The 15,615-nt window shown below is 52.9% G+C and carries 10 protein-coding genes; 6 read left to right on the forward strand and 4 right to left on the reverse strand.

Annotated features, from left to right (window positions below; all coding sequences use genetic code 11):
- Positions 1-38 precede the first annotated feature (38 nt).
- Positions 39-1,829, forward strand: a complete 1,791-nt coding sequence (gene sppA, locus LAT75_RS11890; protein ID WP_291482887.1) for a signal peptide peptidase SppA — start codon at positions 39-41, stop codon at positions 1,827-1,829.
- A gap of 316 nt (positions 1,830-2,145) precedes the next feature.
- Here sppA and rho read toward each other — a convergent pair whose 3' ends face one another.
- Together rho and LAT75_RS11900 are read right to left on the reverse strand one after the other, a co-directional pair.
- On the reverse strand, positions 2,146-4,374 hold the full coding sequence (gene rho / locus LAT75_RS11895) for a transcription termination factor Rho (RefSeq protein ID WP_291482888.1): 2,229 nt from the start codon (positions 4,372-4,374) through the stop codon (positions 2,146-2,148).
- A gap of 387 nt (positions 4,375-4,761) precedes the next feature.
- The gene (locus tag LAT75_RS11900; RefSeq protein ID WP_291482889.1) at positions 4,762-6,066 is read right to left on the reverse strand and encodes a Mur ligase family protein; all 1,305 of its coding nucleotides are present in this window, start codon (positions 6,064-6,066) and stop codon (positions 4,762-4,764) included.
- 115 nt (positions 6,067-6,181) lie between these two features.
- On the opposite strand from LAT75_RS11900, the gene LAT75_RS11905 reads away from it, so the two are divergent.
- Positions 6,182-7,219, forward strand: a complete 1,038-nt coding sequence (locus LAT75_RS11905; protein ID WP_291482890.1) for a quinone-dependent dihydroorotate dehydrogenase — start codon at positions 6,182-6,184, stop codon at positions 7,217-7,219.
- Between the two features lie 36 nt (positions 7,220-7,255).
- On the opposite strand, the gene LAT75_RS11910 is transcribed toward LAT75_RS11905, so the two are convergent.
- On the reverse strand, positions 7,256-10,213 hold the full coding sequence (locus LAT75_RS11910; protein ID WP_291482891.1) for a tetratricopeptide repeat protein: 2,958 nt from the start codon (positions 10,211-10,213) through the stop codon (positions 7,256-7,258).
- A gap of 162 nt (positions 10,214-10,375) precedes the next feature.
- Entirely contained in the window at positions 10,376-11,812 is a 1,437-nt protein-coding gene (gene pyk, locus LAT75_RS11915) for a pyruvate kinase (protein WP_291482892.1), read from the reverse strand.
- 399 nt (positions 11,813-12,211) lie between these two features.
- On the opposite strand from pyk, the gene LAT75_RS11920 reads away from it, so the two are divergent.
- The 4 genes from LAT75_RS11920 to LAT75_RS11935 form a co-directional block, all read left to right on the forward strand.
- Entirely contained in the window at positions 12,212-13,627 is a 1,416-nt protein-coding gene (locus LAT75_RS11920; RefSeq protein ID WP_291482893.1) for a GWxTD domain-containing protein, read from the forward strand.
- Positions 13,628-13,700: 73 nt separating this feature from the next.
- The gene (locus tag LAT75_RS11925; RefSeq protein ID WP_291482894.1) at positions 13,701-13,964 is read left to right on the forward strand and encodes a type II toxin-antitoxin system RelB/DinJ family antitoxin; all 264 of its coding nucleotides are present in this window, start codon (positions 13,701-13,703) and stop codon (positions 13,962-13,964) included.
- A 47-nt stretch (positions 13,965-14,011) separates the two neighbouring features.
- Positions 14,012-14,233, forward strand: a complete 222-nt coding sequence (locus tag LAT75_RS11930) for a type II toxin-antitoxin system YafQ family toxin (protein WP_291482895.1) — start codon at positions 14,012-14,014, stop codon at positions 14,231-14,233.
- Positions 14,234-14,363: 130 nt separating this feature from the next.
- Positions 14,364-15,615, forward strand: a 1,252-nt coding sequence (locus LAT75_RS11935) for a DEAD/DEAH box helicase (protein WP_291482896.1), incomplete at its 3' end; no start/stop codon positions are given.

A 15,615-nucleotide genomic window follows, 5' to 3' on the forward strand; every position in this document is an offset into this window, starting at 1 on the left:
AAATTTTATCCTTTCATTTTAACGCATCCCTCCAACCTATGATTGATTTTATAAAACAGGTATTTGCATCGGCCATTGGCTTCATAATGGTATTTGTACTGTTTTTCTTTTTCCTGTTTATCCTGTTTGTCGCAACCTCCAGCGACCCGGAACCGAAGGTAAGCCCGAACACCGTTTTGTTCATGAAAGCTTCCGGTGCCATCCCTGAGCGTATGAGCAGCGACCCCTTTGAGCAGCTTTTTTTCGGCGGTTCTCCGGGAGACTTCTCCGTTCGCAGTTTTGAACAAAACCTGCGCAAAGCAGCCGCCGATGATAACATTAAAGGAATTCTGCTAGAAGTTGATTTTGTAACCGCCTCATGGCCAACCCTTCAGCAGCTGCGGCGCGCAATGCTGAACTTCCGGGAAGATTCCGGCAAGTTCATCTACGCCACAACCAACGATCTCGGCCTGAACGAACAGGGTTTTTACCTTGCAAGCGCTGCCGATTCCATCTTCGCCCCGCCCATGAGCATCATGCAGTTCGACGGCTTCGTGCTGGAAGGCATGTTCCTCAAATCCATGCTCGATGAAATCGGCGTAAAGGCTGAAGTGATTCATCAGGGCGCGTATAAATCAGCCGGCGATATGTTTCAGCGTACCAATTTTTCGGCAGCTGACCGCGAGCAGCTCACCGCAATTTTCAGCCACATCACCGATGAGCTGGAACAGGCCGTTGCAGAACGCACCGGCATGAGCCGTGCAGAAGTGACCGCGATGATGAATCAGCCGCCCCGCCTCGATGTGGAGTATTACGCTGAGCGCGGCCTCATCGACGCCATCGTGTTCCCCTCCGAACTCGAAAACCGGATCAAAGCCCGCCTGGGCCTCGGCGAAAGTGATGACCTGAACCGTATTGCCAGCCGCCGGTACGACCGCGTGAGCGACCGCAGCGCCGGCCTTGAGCGTGCGCCCCGGGAAGCCGTTGCCGTAATTTACGCAAACGGCGCCATCATGCCCGGCACCGACGACCCCTTCCCCTTTGGCGGTGAGCAGGGCATTAACGTAGATAACTTCAAACGCTCGCTCGACCGCGCCCTCAGCGATAACAATGTGAAAGCCATCGTTGTGCGCATCAACAGCCCGGGCGGTTCTGCGGCTACCTCCGATGCCATCTGGCAGCTCATTCAGGAAGCCCGCGAGCAGAAGCCCGTCGTAGCCTCCATGGGCGCCGTTGCAGCATCCGGCGGCTACTATATCGCAATGGCCGCCGAAACCATCGTAGCCGACCGCACCACTATCACAGGCTCAATTGGCGTAATCGGCATACGTTTCGATGCCAGCCGCCTGCTCGAAGACCGCATCAAACTCGACTTCGACGAACTCCGCTTCCACGAAAACGCAAACTGGTTCAGCCCTACGCGTCCGCTCACCGGTGCACAGCGCGATGCCTTCAGCTTCTTCATCGACGATGCCTACGACAAATTCCTCGCCCGCGTATCCGAAAGCCGCGGCATGAGCGTCGAAGAAATCCACGAAGTGGCACAGGGCCGCGTTTGGAGCGGCGAAGACGCCCGCAACATCGGCCTGATTGATGCCGTTGGCGGCCTTGACCTCGCCGTACAGTTCGCAGCCGACAAAGCCGGCCTCGAAGCCTGGAGCATCCGCGAGTTCCCGCGCGAGCAAAGCTTCATCGAAACACTCGCTTCCCGCGCAGAAGTGAGCGTGCGCAGCGTGTTCAGCCGCAACATCCCGATGTACGAAGAAATGAGCTTCATCCGCCACATGGCAGAAACCTCCGCGCGCCCGCACGCCTGGGCCATCCTTCCCTGGCAGCTCGAAGTGAAATAAGGCCTCAGCGCACATCAGCCTAAAAAAACAAAAACGCCCGTCCGGAACTCCTCTCCCGGACGGGCGTTTTTTTTACCCGTTACACCAACCACAGCTCACAAATAATAAGCCGGACTCCGGCTGCACGGGTCATTCCGGCCTTTATTTTTTTGGGGAAACAACTTGCACATCACTGGCTGTCGTGCTGCTCCTGATATCCCAAGCCTGCGGCTAATCCCGTGCTTTTTTGTTGGGGCGCTCCCCGTTACAGCGCACCTCCAACCCAAAAACACAATCCGGAATCCGGAAACCGGCCGCAGGCAGGATATAGCCCCGCCTACTGATTCATCGAAATCAGAAACTCCTGATTGTTCCGGGTGCCGCGGATTTTATCCATCATAAACTCCACCGCTTCAAGAGGCGACATGTTCGACAGGAAGCGGCGCAGCAGTACTACTTTCTGACGCTCATCATCCCGAACGAAAAGTTCCTCCTTTCGGGTGCCGCTCTTGAACACATCAATAGCCGGGAAAACCCGCTGTTCGGCAATCCGGCGGTCGAGTACCATTTCCATATTACCGGTACCTTTAAATTCCTCGAAAATAACATCATCCATGCGGGAGCCGGTGTTCACCAGGGCCGTTGCCAGAATGGTGAGGCTGCCGCCGTTTTCGATGTTACGGGCAAGGCTGAAGAGTTTCCGGGGCTTTTTCAGTGCTTCGGAATCGACGCCGCCGCTCATCGTACGGCCCGAATTGGTCGCAATATTATAGGCACGGGCAAGGCGCGTAAGCGAATCCATCAGAATTACCACATCATTGCCGCTTTCGACAAGGCGCTTCGCTTTTTCGAACACAAGCTCGGCCAGCGCAATGTGGTTCTCGGGCTTCATATCAAAGGTTGAAGCCACTACCTCGGCATCGGCTACGTTGCGGTCCATCTCGGTAACTTCCTCAGGCCGCTCATCAATCAGCAGAATGATGATTTTTGCTTCCGGGTTGTTTTGTGAAATCGCGTTGGCAGCCATTCTCAGAATGGATGTCTTTCCGGTTTTCGGCTGCGCCACGATCAGGCCGCGCTGCCCCTTGCCCAGCGGACAAAACAAGTCCATCATCCGGGTTGTGTACTGAAACGGTGAGGTCTCGAGCTTCAGCCGCTTGCTCGGGTACACCGGGAGCAGATCTTCAAAATCGGGCCTATCATCCATATTCCGGGGTATTTTCCCGTTGATGCCGTCCACACGAAGCAACGCAAAGTAACGCTCTCCAACCTTGGGCGGGCGGATGATGCCAACTACCGTGTCACCCTGTCGCAAGGCAAAACGCTTGATCTGTGAGGGCGAAACATAAATATCGTCGGGGCTTGCAAGGTAGTTGTAGTTCGGCGAACGCAGGAAACCATAGCCCTCGCCGAGAATTTCGAGCGTACCTTCATTTATGATGAAACCGCCCAGCTTAGGTGTAATAATCTCGAGGTGTTCAGCAAGCTGATCGGCATCGGATTCCGGAAGGTCGGTATATTCTTCGTCGGTAGTGCGCTGCCTCTCTTTGTCGGCAGCCCCTCCACCGGTCTTCTGCTTGTGCTGTTTCGGCTTTTCACTGCCCGACTGTGCCTGCTGCCCCTTCACCTGCGATGCCGCTTGAGCCTGGTTTTTGGGGCTTTCACCGCCTCCGGCCTGTTTGGGTGCACCATCCTGCTTATCAGCAACGGGTTGATTTACCGTTTCGCTGCTGTCATAAGCTGTGTTTTGCCTGCTCTGTTTCCGCCTTGTGTTGCGGTCTGAGCGGCCATCGGCTGCCGCAGCATCCTGCTGCCGGGTTGCCTGCTGGTTTTGACGGCCCTTAGCCTCAGGCTTGTTAATTTCTCTATCAGACTGCTGCGCGTTGCCCTGTTTTTTTTGTTTAGAGGGAGCGTTCGGCTTCTGAAGATCATTCGGTTGCTTGCGCTCACGGGTGCGCTGAATTTCGAGCTCAAGCTTTCGCTCTTCTTCTTCGCTAATGGTTCGCAGCTGTTTAGGCAGATTATCAGTACCCGCGGGTTCTGATGCCGGAGTTTCAGTCTTTTTATTCTCTCCTTCCGCAGCCAAAGGTTTGCGTTTGGGCAAAAGCCTGCTCTCAGAAATGGAATCTTCATCAGCCCGCATTTTGCGCTGCAGAAAATCACCGCTGAGGCGGCTCGTACGTACGAGCGCATCGGCTGGTTTAGCGTCCTGCCCGGTACCGCTGTCCTTTACTGCTGTATTTTCCGGAACAGCCTGCTCATCCCCTGAGTCAGCGAATAAGTCGGCAGGGGCTGAGGTTTTCTTCTTTTTGCGTTTGGTTTCGCCGGGAGGTTTGGGTGCATCTCTGAAAACATCGCGTGCGGTGAGCCAGTATTTTCCCGGCCCCGGCCCGGGCGCCTCTTCCCCGGTCTGCTGCTCCTCAATATTCTTCAATATTTTGGTGATAAGCCTTTGTTTCGTAATACCGGTTACAGACTTAATACCCATGGACTTCGCAAGATCCTGAAGTTCCTTAACCGTAAGTTTTTTGAGTTTATCCTGATTTATATCTTGAATATCAACCATATGGTTGTTTTTTCGGTAAGTTATTTATTGGTGATTTACAGCAAATAGCGCCGTAAGGATTGGTGGCACTTCACCATATCCGAAGCTGCCGGAACACGGCAGCCCCCCTTTGATAGTTGGTTGTTATACCCGTTCTGTTAACCCGGCAATGATATATCACTGCATTGTTTGAGAGTTAACGGGCATGAAGCTGCAGTAAGAATCGGTATCACAAAAAGCGGTTCACTTGCACTGTTTAATGTAAAAGATCTTTCACACACCCAAAGCTGCGGATACCAGCACAGCACTGAGCTAAAGCGAAAACAGCAGCGCTCTTATCCTATATAATTACACTGCTCAAAAGAGAAAAAGAACCTATCAGCAAGGGTTATGATGATCTGTTGTGTATTACGCTGTGCCGGCAAACAGTTCTGCATCGGTATTAGCACCTGAGAACAGGGATTTCGCAAAGCGATAAAAATAGAGGGAACCCGAAAACAGCAGAATGGCATCAGGTTTTAAAACTGCTTTTTTCAGATCGGGCCAGTTAGCAGCATTAAACGGCTGAACTTTCGGAAGTTGCTGATGGATCTCGGTGAATGTAGCCGCTCTTTCTAAGTTAGCCTCAAAATAGAACAATTCATCGAATTCTGAAATAAGGCGGCACATTTCCGGTGTTAATTTATCGAGCATAAGCGTAAACACCAAAATCATTTTGCGTCCGGCAGCTGTTTTTCGGGCCAGGGCAAGGGTTTCGGAAAAAGCTTCCGGGTTGTGAGCGCCGTCGTAATAGATATCTGAGCCCGAAACGAACTGCTCGAACCGCCCTGCGAATGCCCCCAAAGCTGAAACTTCCTGCAGCGCACCGGCCTGATCGGCTTCGCTCACTGGCAGCAAAGGCTGCAACAGAGCCGTTACTTGTGCAGCCATAGCAACATTGAACCGTTGCACCGGCTGCCTGAATCCGGTCAGCAGCTGTTTAGCTTGGCTGTGTTGCATAAGGGTGATGCGGCCCTCGTCCCAAACCGGCTCAGGGGTAGCGGCATCAAACAGCGAAGCAGAGCACAGCTTCGCATGCTGCCTGATCACATGTGCGGCTTCATCGGGCAAGCGCCCCGTAACTACAGGCACCCCATGCTTGATGATACCCGCTTTTTCGGCTGCTATTTCAGCAAGTGAGCTACCCAGCACATCCATATGGTCGTAGCCGATACTGGTGATCACAGAAACGAGGGGCGTAACAACATTGGTGGCATCAAGCCGGCCGCCAAGTCCCGTTTCGATAACAGCAAGCTCTGTTTGCTGCTGCCGGAAATGCCAGAAAGCGATGGCTGTTGTGAGTTCAAAAAAAGTGGGCTGCAACTGCTGAACAGCTGAGCCGTGTTCCCGGAAAAAACGAAGCAGCGAGGCATCGGGCATCTCCTCACCGTTCACAACAAAACGCTGCGTTACCCGCTCGAGATGCGGCGAAGTGTAAAGACCGGTACGGTAACCTGCCTTCGAATAAATGGCGTGCAGCAGCTGACAGACCGAACCCTTGCCATTGGTTCCGGCAACGTGAATGCAGCGCAGCCCCTGCTGCGGGTTTCCTATTGCATCACATAATGCCAGGATGCCATCAAGGCCGAAGCGCGCGGCAACGGCTCCGCTCACTGCAAACATCGGCATTTTTTCGAGATAAACCTTAACCTCTTCGATGGTTTGAAAGCTCATACCTGCTTTTGGCTGAAAGTTAATATGGTCATGGCTGCCATAAGGCGTATTTTACGGTTTCAGTTTTATTGGTGATAACAGCCTTCCTGATTGTTCAACAATTTTGCCTTATAATATGATTTATCCTGCTTTGGTGCGCCCGCTGCTTTTCCGGATGGATGCTGAAAATGCGCATGAATTTGTTTTTAACCGCCTTAAGAAGTGGCAGCACTCTGAAGCATTCCTCGAATTTATTCGCTCACAGCTATGCGTGAAAAACGACCGCTTGCGCGTGCAAACTTCTGGCCTCACTTTCCCGAACCCGGTCGGGCTTGCTGCCGGATTCGACAAGAATGGTGAGCTTATTCCGGCACTTACCGCTTGTGGATTCGGGTTTCTCGAAATTGGCAGCGTTACGGCAGAGCCAAGTGTAGGAAACCGGCGCCCGCGTATGTTCAGGCTTCCTGACGACCGCGCACTTATCAACCGTATGGGCCTTAACAACAAGGGCGCTGCCGCCGTTGCAGCAGGCCTGCCAGTAAAGGGAAGCCGGGCTGTGCCGCTTGGTATCAACATTGCTAAAACGCCAAACCTGCACACTACAACGGAAGGCGGTATTTTTGATTATGTGCGCTCCTACCAGGCACTCGCACCTTTAGCTGACTATACAACCATCAACATTTCCTGCCCGAACACGGGAGACGGCAAATCGTTTGAATCGCCGGAATTGTTTCTGAGGCTGCTACAGGCCATTGAGGAAGTACGCCTGCCCGGCACGCCGCTCTTCGTAAAGTTTTCCGCCGATACACCCGACAAAGACCTGAGCAAGCTGCTTGTTATTGCCGAGGAAGCCGGCGTTGAGGGTTACGTGGCAGTGAATACTTCCGTAAAACGAACCGGGCTGAACACCTGTGCTGAACAAATTAACAGAATCGGAGCAGGCGGGCTCAGCGGCAGACCGCTTTCGGAAACGGCCCTAAACCGGATCGCATTTATCAGAGGCCGCACAGCTTCGGGGAAAACGCTCATAAGTGTGGGCGGTATTGATAGCGCGGAAGAAGCGCATCAGCGACTTCGCGCCGGCGCTGATCTTGTACAAATCTACACCGGGCTCGTATATGAGGGGCCTCAGCTGCCCGGAAAAATCTGCGGCGGCCTGCCCGGTACTGATTAAAAGGGCACAGGGCGCATCACCCGGAAAAAACGCGCCTCAATCATCGCTTTCCGCAGCTGTGAGCGGAATTTCGATGATGTAGATTACCGGTACCCGCTCTCCGTTTACAACAGCCGGTTCAGCCGCAAGCACTTCAAGCATCTGATTCTGAAGCATTTGCGAAAAACCAAACTCATCATCTCCATCAAGAGGTGTTACGCGTTCCGTGTAACCCTCAGCGGTGATGTGCACCCGAAAGCTGAAGCTTGCCTCCACAATATTCATAGAACCCATCATGTGCCGCACACCTGACTGTTCGATGGCGTGTTCGAGCGTGATACCAAAATCGGCTGTGATACCAAGGTCTGCGGCCTCGTACACGGTTGTGCTGTTTACCGGCATTTCGTCTGGCCTGAGCGGTTCAGATTCCGGAGAAGATTCAGACCGCTGCGGACGGTCCGGACGGATGTTAGGATTGAACATACCGGATGTCATGCCCGGAATGGCAAGATCCGGAACGCTTTCTCCCTCTTCATCCGGCGTGCCGGTGCCATCCGCAGGTTCAGCAGCAGGCTCTTCTTCATCGGGTTCAGGGTCAGGTTCGGGTTCTGCCGGAAGCCGGATTGCATCCTGCAGGCTTCGTACACGGTTAATCAGCCGAAAACCCGTATGTTTTTCGGTAATCAGGTTCAGGGAAGCCCGCGCATCATCCCAAACATCGCCCCTATAGGGAAAGAGGGTGTAGTAATCAGGCTCGGCGAGGGTTGAGTCGGCAATGCTTTGCCAGAAATCGCGCAGGCTTTCTTCCTCAAAAACATGGGTGGTGTCGCTGAGCATCACCCGGGCTGAATCCTGCAATACGCTTAATTCATCCTGTTTAAGATCAAAATCACGACGGGTTTGTTCGAAAGTCCGCCGCCGCTCTGCAAATTCATCGTTGTTGTTTTCATGCTCAGCGAAAAGACGTACCGCATTAAACAGGGCTTCAGCAGCGTAAGAGGAAAGGGTATCGGCCTTACCAAAAGCCATCAGGGCTTGTCCGGCCTCGAGAGGGGGGAGTTCGGCAACCTCCCGTAAGAGCTCGTGATATTCGAGCTGAATACGCTCATTTTCAGAAACGGGCACGGGAACAAGGCTCAGCGGCAGCTCGAAGCGGTTGGCAAGGCGGCGGGCATAGGGGGTATCAGGATGGTTATCAGCAATTTTTACAGCCCACTCCACCGCTTCATCCTCATTGCCGCTTCTGTACAGGATTTCAGAAATCGAAAACATGGCCTGAGGAACAATTTCAGCGGACGGAAAATCACTCACAATACGGCTGAAATAAGAACGGGCGCTATCGGGCTGGTTGAACGAAAAGAAATAGAGGTTACCGATTTCATACTTGGTTTGGGCAAGTTTGCGGCGCATATCGTCGCGGGCAGCCCTGGTTCGGGGAATTTCGGTAAGATCGAGTTCGTATTCGTCGAAAGTCATTTCCTCCACAAATATGATTTCTTCGGCCAGTTCTTCGTCTTCTTCGGCGGCAACGATGGTACGCCTTACCACATCCATACGGCGCCAGTTATCCACGAGCGGGCGGCCATCCCAGAGAGCCTGGAACTGCATGCTTGCCTGACTCATCAGCTGCCTGTTGAGGTGGAACAGAAATCCGTTATCACCGGATTCAGCCGCTCCCTGCAGATCTGCCGGGTTAACGTTCACAATCCTGCCGGATTCGCGGCGGCGCTCACGCTCAGCTGCCCGCATCTGCCGGCGATAATCTTCCTGAATAACCGTGATAACGGAATCGAAGCGGGCCGGCGGCAGGTTGCCCAGCCAAAGGAGGCTGTCCATCTTTGCCTTTTCGATATTAAGCCGGGCAAAATTGCTGAAATCGCGCGATACGCTTCGTGCATCGAAGCCACGGGGGAGCATTTCAAGATCGGAGGTGTTCCTGGCGGCGGTATCATAATGTGCCGCTGCCAGCTGGTAGTTGCGAAAATCGAAACGGTAAAGGTCGGCAAGCCCGTAGTGCGTTTGTGCCAGAACTTCACGTGCCGGAGTGCGAAAGCTGAAATAGAGCACTTCCCGATACATCTCCCTTGCCTCGTTGGGGCGGCCCATAGCATGAAGGGTGCGGGCCTGCTGAAAATTGATTTCAGCGAGAAATTCAAAATTATTGTTATCCCGCGCCATAGATGCAAAATGACGGCGGGATTCATCGTAGCGCCCCATTTTTCGGAGCATCACCCCTTTCTTAAGCTCTGAAAAGTAAATCATCTGATAGTACGGGTTTGAGCGCCTCACCCGATCGAAAGCATCATAAGCGGCCTGATATTCTTCCAAAAACTCAAGAATCTGCCCGCTCAGGAAAAACCCCCGGGCCCGGAGTTCGTTATCGCGAACATGCGGCAGGGCCTCAAATAAAAGCCGGCCTGCTTCCTCCCACTGATTGGTTTTTACCAAAAACTGCGCCATCAGAAGTTCAGCTTCGGCCCGACTCCTGCGGTCCCATTCTATTTCCGGGCTGTCGAACATGGCGATCAGATAGTTGATGCCATCGTTATGCCGTTCCATTTCGAGCATGGCTCTTGCCCGCCAGATAACGGCCTGCTGCTGCAGCTGTGAGGAGCCCGTAACTGAGTAAAGTTCTATGAATTTCTGCTCTGCATTGAAATAGTTCTGAAGGAAAAAGAAAGATTTTCCAATCAAAAAAACGGTGTCATCCACATAGCGCGAGCCCGGGAAGCGCAGCAGAAGATCTGAGCCGCGTTGTATGGTGTCTTCAAATTCAGCAACTCCTGAGCGCATCGGTGAGCGGTGTATCCGTATCGGACGCTCGGGATTGATGCGGTCAACCTGATTTTCAAACTGCCGGTAGCCGCGGTCGAAGCTCTGCTTGGTATTATAAAAGGTGTTGAAATAAGAATTGAAATTGGTCCATGCGCTGCCGAGTGAGCCGGAACAACCCGCCACACTCAGCGCAAAAACCGACACGAGGCCAATCAGGATTAGAGTTTTTTTATTTGGCATTGTTTCTGTGTGTTGCGAAAATCAAAAAGTCTGAAACAGCGGAAGGCTTTTCAGAGAAACCCTTAACGAAGCGGGCCTGCTGCTGTTGTACAGCAGCCCGATACGCTTTGTTCCTTCCGAAAAGCCTTCCGTAAGTAATCAAAACTGCGGATGAAATCAAAATCAGAGGGTTCCGACTTTCACCATGTTCGTCCGTACGCGGTCAGCCAGCGGCATACCGGTTGCAATGATCACACGGTCGCCCTTGCTGAAGAGGTTTGTACCGCGCAGATATTCTTCCATCTGCTGCACGCTTTCATCCGTGTTGGAAATTTTTTTCATCTTGATGCTGTGCACGCCCCATACAAGGTTCAGCTGCCGGCGCACAAGCTGACTGTCAGTAAACGCAAAAACCGGAACTTCCGGCCGGTACTTGGCGATACGCCTTGCCGTTGAGCCGGAGTGCGTAATTACGGCAATGGCTTTCGCATTTACGAATTTGGCCAGCTGTGTAGCCGTGTACGCAATAGACTCCACAACCTGTTTTTGTTTCCATTCGGGCCGCGTAAAAGGTAATGTGTAATACAACTCGTCAGATTCTGTTTCAACACTGCGGCAGATTTTATCCATCACCCGAACTGCCTCAAATGGAAATTTACCGGCAGCAGTTTCGCCGGAGAGCATAATAGCATCGGTACCGTCGAGAATGGCGTTAGCCACATCTGAGCTTTCCGCACGGGTTGGCCGCGGGTTTACGATCATCGAATCCAGCATCTGTGTTGCTGTAATTACAGGCTTACCTGCACGGCGGCAGCTGTCAATAATTTTCTTCTGCACCATCGGCACTTTTTCACTCGGGATTTCAATACCGAGGTCGCCGCGGGCCACCATGATGCCATCCACCTCTTCAATAATTTCATCGATAACTTCGAGGGCTTCGGGCTTCTCAATTTTGGCAATAACGCCTGCATTGGAGCCGCTTGAGCGAATTTTTGAAACAAGCTCCTGAACATCTTCCGCCTTTCTCACAAAAGAAAGGGCCACGAGATCGACTCCTGCCTTAATTCCGAATTCAAGATCAGCATAATCTTTTTCGGTAATGGATGAAATCGTGAGCTTGAGCCCGGGCAGGTTCACACCCTTGCGGGATTTGAGCATCCCGCCGTTAATTACCCTCGCAGTGATGTTGCCATCGGCCGTTTTCACAATTTTAAACTCAAACAGGCCGTCATCGAGCAAGATGGTATCGCCTTCACGGGCATCCTGTGCGAGGTACGGATAATCGATTGGGATGTGCGATGAAGTGCCTTCGGTTACGCCATCGTCGGGTGTGAGCGTCACGTAACTGCCCGTTTCCACATGCTGAGCACCATCTTTCATTTTACCAACCCTGATTTTAGGACCCTGAAGGTCCATCAAAATCGGTACGCTGTACTGGAATTTGCGGGCTGCAGAACGAATCATATCAATCACACGCTGATGATCTTCATGGCTGCCGTGCGAAAAATTAAGCCGGGCCACATTCATCCCGCTTTTTATCAGTCCTTCTATCCCTTCCTGGGTATTGGTGCTTGGGCCAATCGTACAAACGATTTTGGTTCTGCGATTCGAATTTCTCATAGACTAATTAATAGGTTCAAAAATTTGCATGTACCGGCTGTGCGGCTATCAATGAATGTTACCATTGGCAGGCCGGCAGAAAAGCAAGGTGAAGAATACTGATAAGCTGTTTTGAAATTATTGGGCACTCAAAACGTTGTCTTCACACAAGCACGCAATATACAAAAAGTTAAGGGCCATTATTGATGCCAAAAAATACAGCCTGTAACCCACACGACCGTTTTAATGCGGGAATTTTTAACTGTGGCATTTGTTATCTTCGATTTGGCAGGTATTAATTTGATCCCTAAATCAGGCTTTTATCGCTTTGCAAAACCATTTTGACGGAAAGTCTCCTGCGCTTAAACCACAACAGGCCTACCCTTTTTTTCTTTTTCAGCTGTGAATCAACTACAATTTATGTCCCGTTTATCCGCTCTTATTGTTCCGCCTCTGGTTTTGTTGCTGCTTTCGGCCTGTGGCGCGGGCAATGAAACCGTGAGAGACAGGGGGACATCACACGTCTATCAGACCGGGCACCCGGAGGTTTTGGCGCGGGTTACGAGCTTTTTTGACCTTGAGCAAAATCCGGTTGCGGTTCTGAATCTTGAATTACCGCACAACAATCTTGTTTTCCGAACCATCGACGGGAAACGGCATGCATCGGTCGAGCTTTCCGTGCAGTACCGGCGCCTCGGCAGCAGCACCGAAGGCGAAGTTACCGGCACCCTGCGCGAAACCATCGATATTGTGCCGGGTGACGGGCCGGAGCGCTTCCGAACTGTTATCGAGCGCAGCAGGCCTGTGCAACCGGGTTCGTATCAGGTTGAAATCCGGGTGCGTGACCGCTCGAGCAACAAATCCAGCGATGTTGTGCTTCAGGTGGAGGTACCTAACCCCGACCGCCCCGAACCTTCGCTATCCGACATACGGGTTGCGCTTTTGGGGGATGGGGAAGTCCGAAACATCACTTCTTACCTCATTCCGGCCAGCCACGACAGCCTGCGGTTTGAGCTTTATGTAGCCCGATCTGACGACAGCCTGCCCGTTGAGCTGCGCATGCGCCTTGTGGAGTTCCGCTCCGATACTGATCCGGCCCGCGCTATGGGGCACCTGCCCGTGAGTTCCGGCAGCATCGCCTTTCGCGGTATCGACTTCAGCGATCAGACCGTGCTCCAAACCCAAAGCCGCACGCTTGACTCCGAAACCGGGCCCATCCTCATAGAATACAGCTTCGCCCGCCCCGATGCCGGCAACTATCGCTTCGAAATTACCCTGCGTACCACCGGAGCTGACGGCAGCACCAAAGAGACCGTGCGCTTTCGCGATTTCGGCATTGTGAGCCCCGGTTTTCCGGATGTGCGCACCGTCCGGGAAATGGCAGAACCGCTTGTGTACCTGATGCGCGAGCGCGATTTCCGGAACATGATGCGCCTCACCGACCCGGATTCCATCCGTCGGGAGATCGACCGGTTCTGGCTTCGCGACATGAATCCGCGGCAGGCCCGGGAACAGATCGAGCGGTTCTACACCCGTGTTGAGGAAGCCAACCGGCTGTTTTCCGGCTTCAAAGAAGGCTGGAAAACCGATATGGGCATGGTGTACATCCTGCTGGGCCCGCCGCTGTATGTGGAAAGCAACATCGACGCCATGATCTGGCACTACAGCTACAATCGCATGGATCCGCGGACAGTCATCATTTTTGAGCGGGCACGCGTTACCAGCAATTCGTGGCCGTTCCGGCACTACATCCTGGCCCGAAATCGGTTCTACCAAAGCATCGAACTGGAAGCCATCGGCAACTGGACCAGCGGCAGGATGCCGATGATGAACTGATAACCCGACAGATGATTTTTAAGAATTGACTTTGTAGCACAATTGCGCTACATTTTAATAAAAAAGGATAGAAATGTCAGTAAAGTCAACAACAGTTCGAGCAAGAATTAGACCTGATTTAAAAGAAGAAGCAGAAGCTATTTTAGAAAGTATTGGTCTGAGCACTACAGATGCTATTCGCTTACTCTTCACTCAAATAACGTTGCAGAGAGGAATGCCATTTGATCTAAAACTGCCAAATGATGAAACTAAGGCTGCCATTGATGATGCACTCCAAAGACAGAACTTAGTATCCGCAGACTCTGCTACCGAACTTTTTGATGATTTGGAAATCTGATGAAACGCATTACAAGAACTACCCGCTTTTCTTAGGATGTGAAAAGGATGAAAAAGCGGGGCAAGTCTTTCATCAATTTCAAAATTATTATAGAAAAACTTGCACGTAATGAGTTATTGGAACCAAAATACAGAGATCACAAATTGACCGGAAATTATTCCGGAACGCGTGAATGTCATGTTGAGCCTGATTGGCTGCTGATTTACATTGATGAACCTGACGAGCTTTTATTAATCCGAACGGGCACACATTCAGATTTATTCAACTGATGTTTTCCCGCAGTTCCAGAACCGTTTTTTCAACTCCTCTGCTGTGCTTCGCAACGGTTTTGACTGAATGTTTCGCCCCGCCCCTCTGGTTTCGAAACCATCCCTCCTATTTCTGAAACCGGATTTTATTGTGGCTAAGCCTCCTCCGCCCTTCCTGAAATCTCTGCAAACACGGCCCTCTTGGCCTGTGGTCGCGCGCTATTTTGAGCAGCGAGGCTGGCAGCCATTCGCGTTTCAGCTGGAGCTTTGGTCGCACTGGCTCAGCGGGCGCTCGGGTATGCTTAACGCCCCGACCGGCAGCGGCAAAACCTACGCCGTGTGGGTGCCCGTACTCATGAACTGGCTCGACACGCAGCTAAGGCCCGGAAACGCATCACTCGAAAAAAAACCAAACAAACGCGGCAGCAATACTGTGATGGGCCTGCGCGTGCTTTGGATTACGCCGCTGCGGGCGCTCGCCAAAGACACCGAAAAAGCACTGACGGCCATATGTCAGGAAATGGAAATCCCCTGGGAAGTTGCCCGCCGCACCGGCGACACAAGCAGCTCCGTGAAGCAGCGCATCGACCGGAGGCCGCCGCAATGCCTGATTACCACACCCGAAAGCCTGCACATCCTCATTGCCAAAAAGAATTTCGCGGAGCTGTTCAGCAGCCTCGATGCCGTAATCGTGGATGAGTGGCACGAGCTGCTGGCAAGCAAGCGCGGGGTGATGACCGAACTCGGGCTGGCCGTTCTGCGCGATTTGCGCCCCGAGCTGCGGGTTTGGGGCATTTCGGCGACCATCGGAAACATGGCGCAGGCGCTGGATGTGCTGTGCGGCAGCCCCGAAAAAACGCGGGAAGCGGTCATCATCAAAGCAGACCTGGCGAAAAAGCTGGAGGTCCGCACCCTGCTTCCCGACCGGGCAGAAGCCTTCAGCTGGGCGGGGCATATCGGTGCGCGGCTCATCCCAAAACTGCTGCCCATCCTGCAGGAAAGCCGCTCGACCCTGCTGTTCACCAACACCAGGGCGCAGGCCGAAATCTGGTATCAGCAGCTGCTGGATGCCGATCCCATGCTGGCCGGGCAGATGGCGCTGCATCACGGCTCGCTCGATCCCGACATCAGGCAGTGGGTGGAAGATGCCCTGCACGAGGGCCGCCTGAAGCTGGTTGTTTCGACCTCAAGCCTTGATTTGGGGGTTGATTTTAGTCCGGTCGAGACCGTGGTGCAGGTGGGCAGCCCCAAAGGTGTGGCCCGCTTTCTGCAGCGCGCGGGACGCAGCGGACATCAGCCGGGGGCTACAAGCCGCATCTGGTTTGTGCCCACGCACGCGATGGAAATCATCGAATCGGCCGCCCTGCAGACCGCCATTGCGCAGGGCTACATCGAGGAGCGGC

Source organism: Cyclonatronum sp. (assembly GCF_022565315.1).
Lineage (GTDB): Bacteria > Bacteroidota > Rhodothermia > Balneolales > Cyclonatronaceae > Cyclonatronum.

What these genes read in the sequence shown, in the direction of transcription:
- LAT75_RS11910 (WP_291482891.1), bottom strand. Translation starts at nt 10,213, where the DNA reads ATGCCAAATAAAAAAACTCTAATCCTGATTGGCCTCGTGTCGGTTTTT.
- LAT75_RS11930 (WP_291482895.1), top strand. Translation starts at nt 14,012, where the DNA reads ATGAAAAAGCGGGGCAAGTCTTTCATCAATTTCAAAATTATTATAGAA.
- rho (WP_291482888.1), bottom strand. Translation starts at nt 4,374, where the DNA reads ATGGTTGATATTCAAGATATAAATCAGGATAAACTCAAAAAACTTACG.
- LAT75_RS11925 (WP_291482894.1), top strand. Translation starts at nt 13,701, where the DNA reads ATGTCAGTAAAGTCAACAACAGTTCGAGCAAGAATTAGACCTGATTTA.
- sppA (WP_291482887.1), top strand. Translation starts at nt 39, where the DNA reads ATGATTGATTTTATAAAACAGGTATTTGCATCGGCCATTGGCTTCATA.
- LAT75_RS11920 (WP_291482893.1), top strand. Translation starts at nt 12,212, where the DNA reads ATGTCCCGTTTATCCGCTCTTATTGTTCCGCCTCTGGTTTTGTTGCTG.
- LAT75_RS11905 (WP_291482890.1), top strand. Translation starts at nt 6,182, where the DNA reads ATGATTTATCCTGCTTTGGTGCGCCCGCTGCTTTTCCGGATGGATGCT.
- LAT75_RS11900 (WP_291482889.1), bottom strand. Translation starts at nt 6,066, where the DNA reads ATGAGCTTTCAAACCATCGAAGAGGTTAAGGTTTATCTCGAAAAAATG.
- pyk (WP_291482892.1), bottom strand. Translation starts at nt 11,812, where the DNA reads ATGAGAAATTCGAATCGCAGAACCAAAATCGTTTGTACGATTGGCCCA.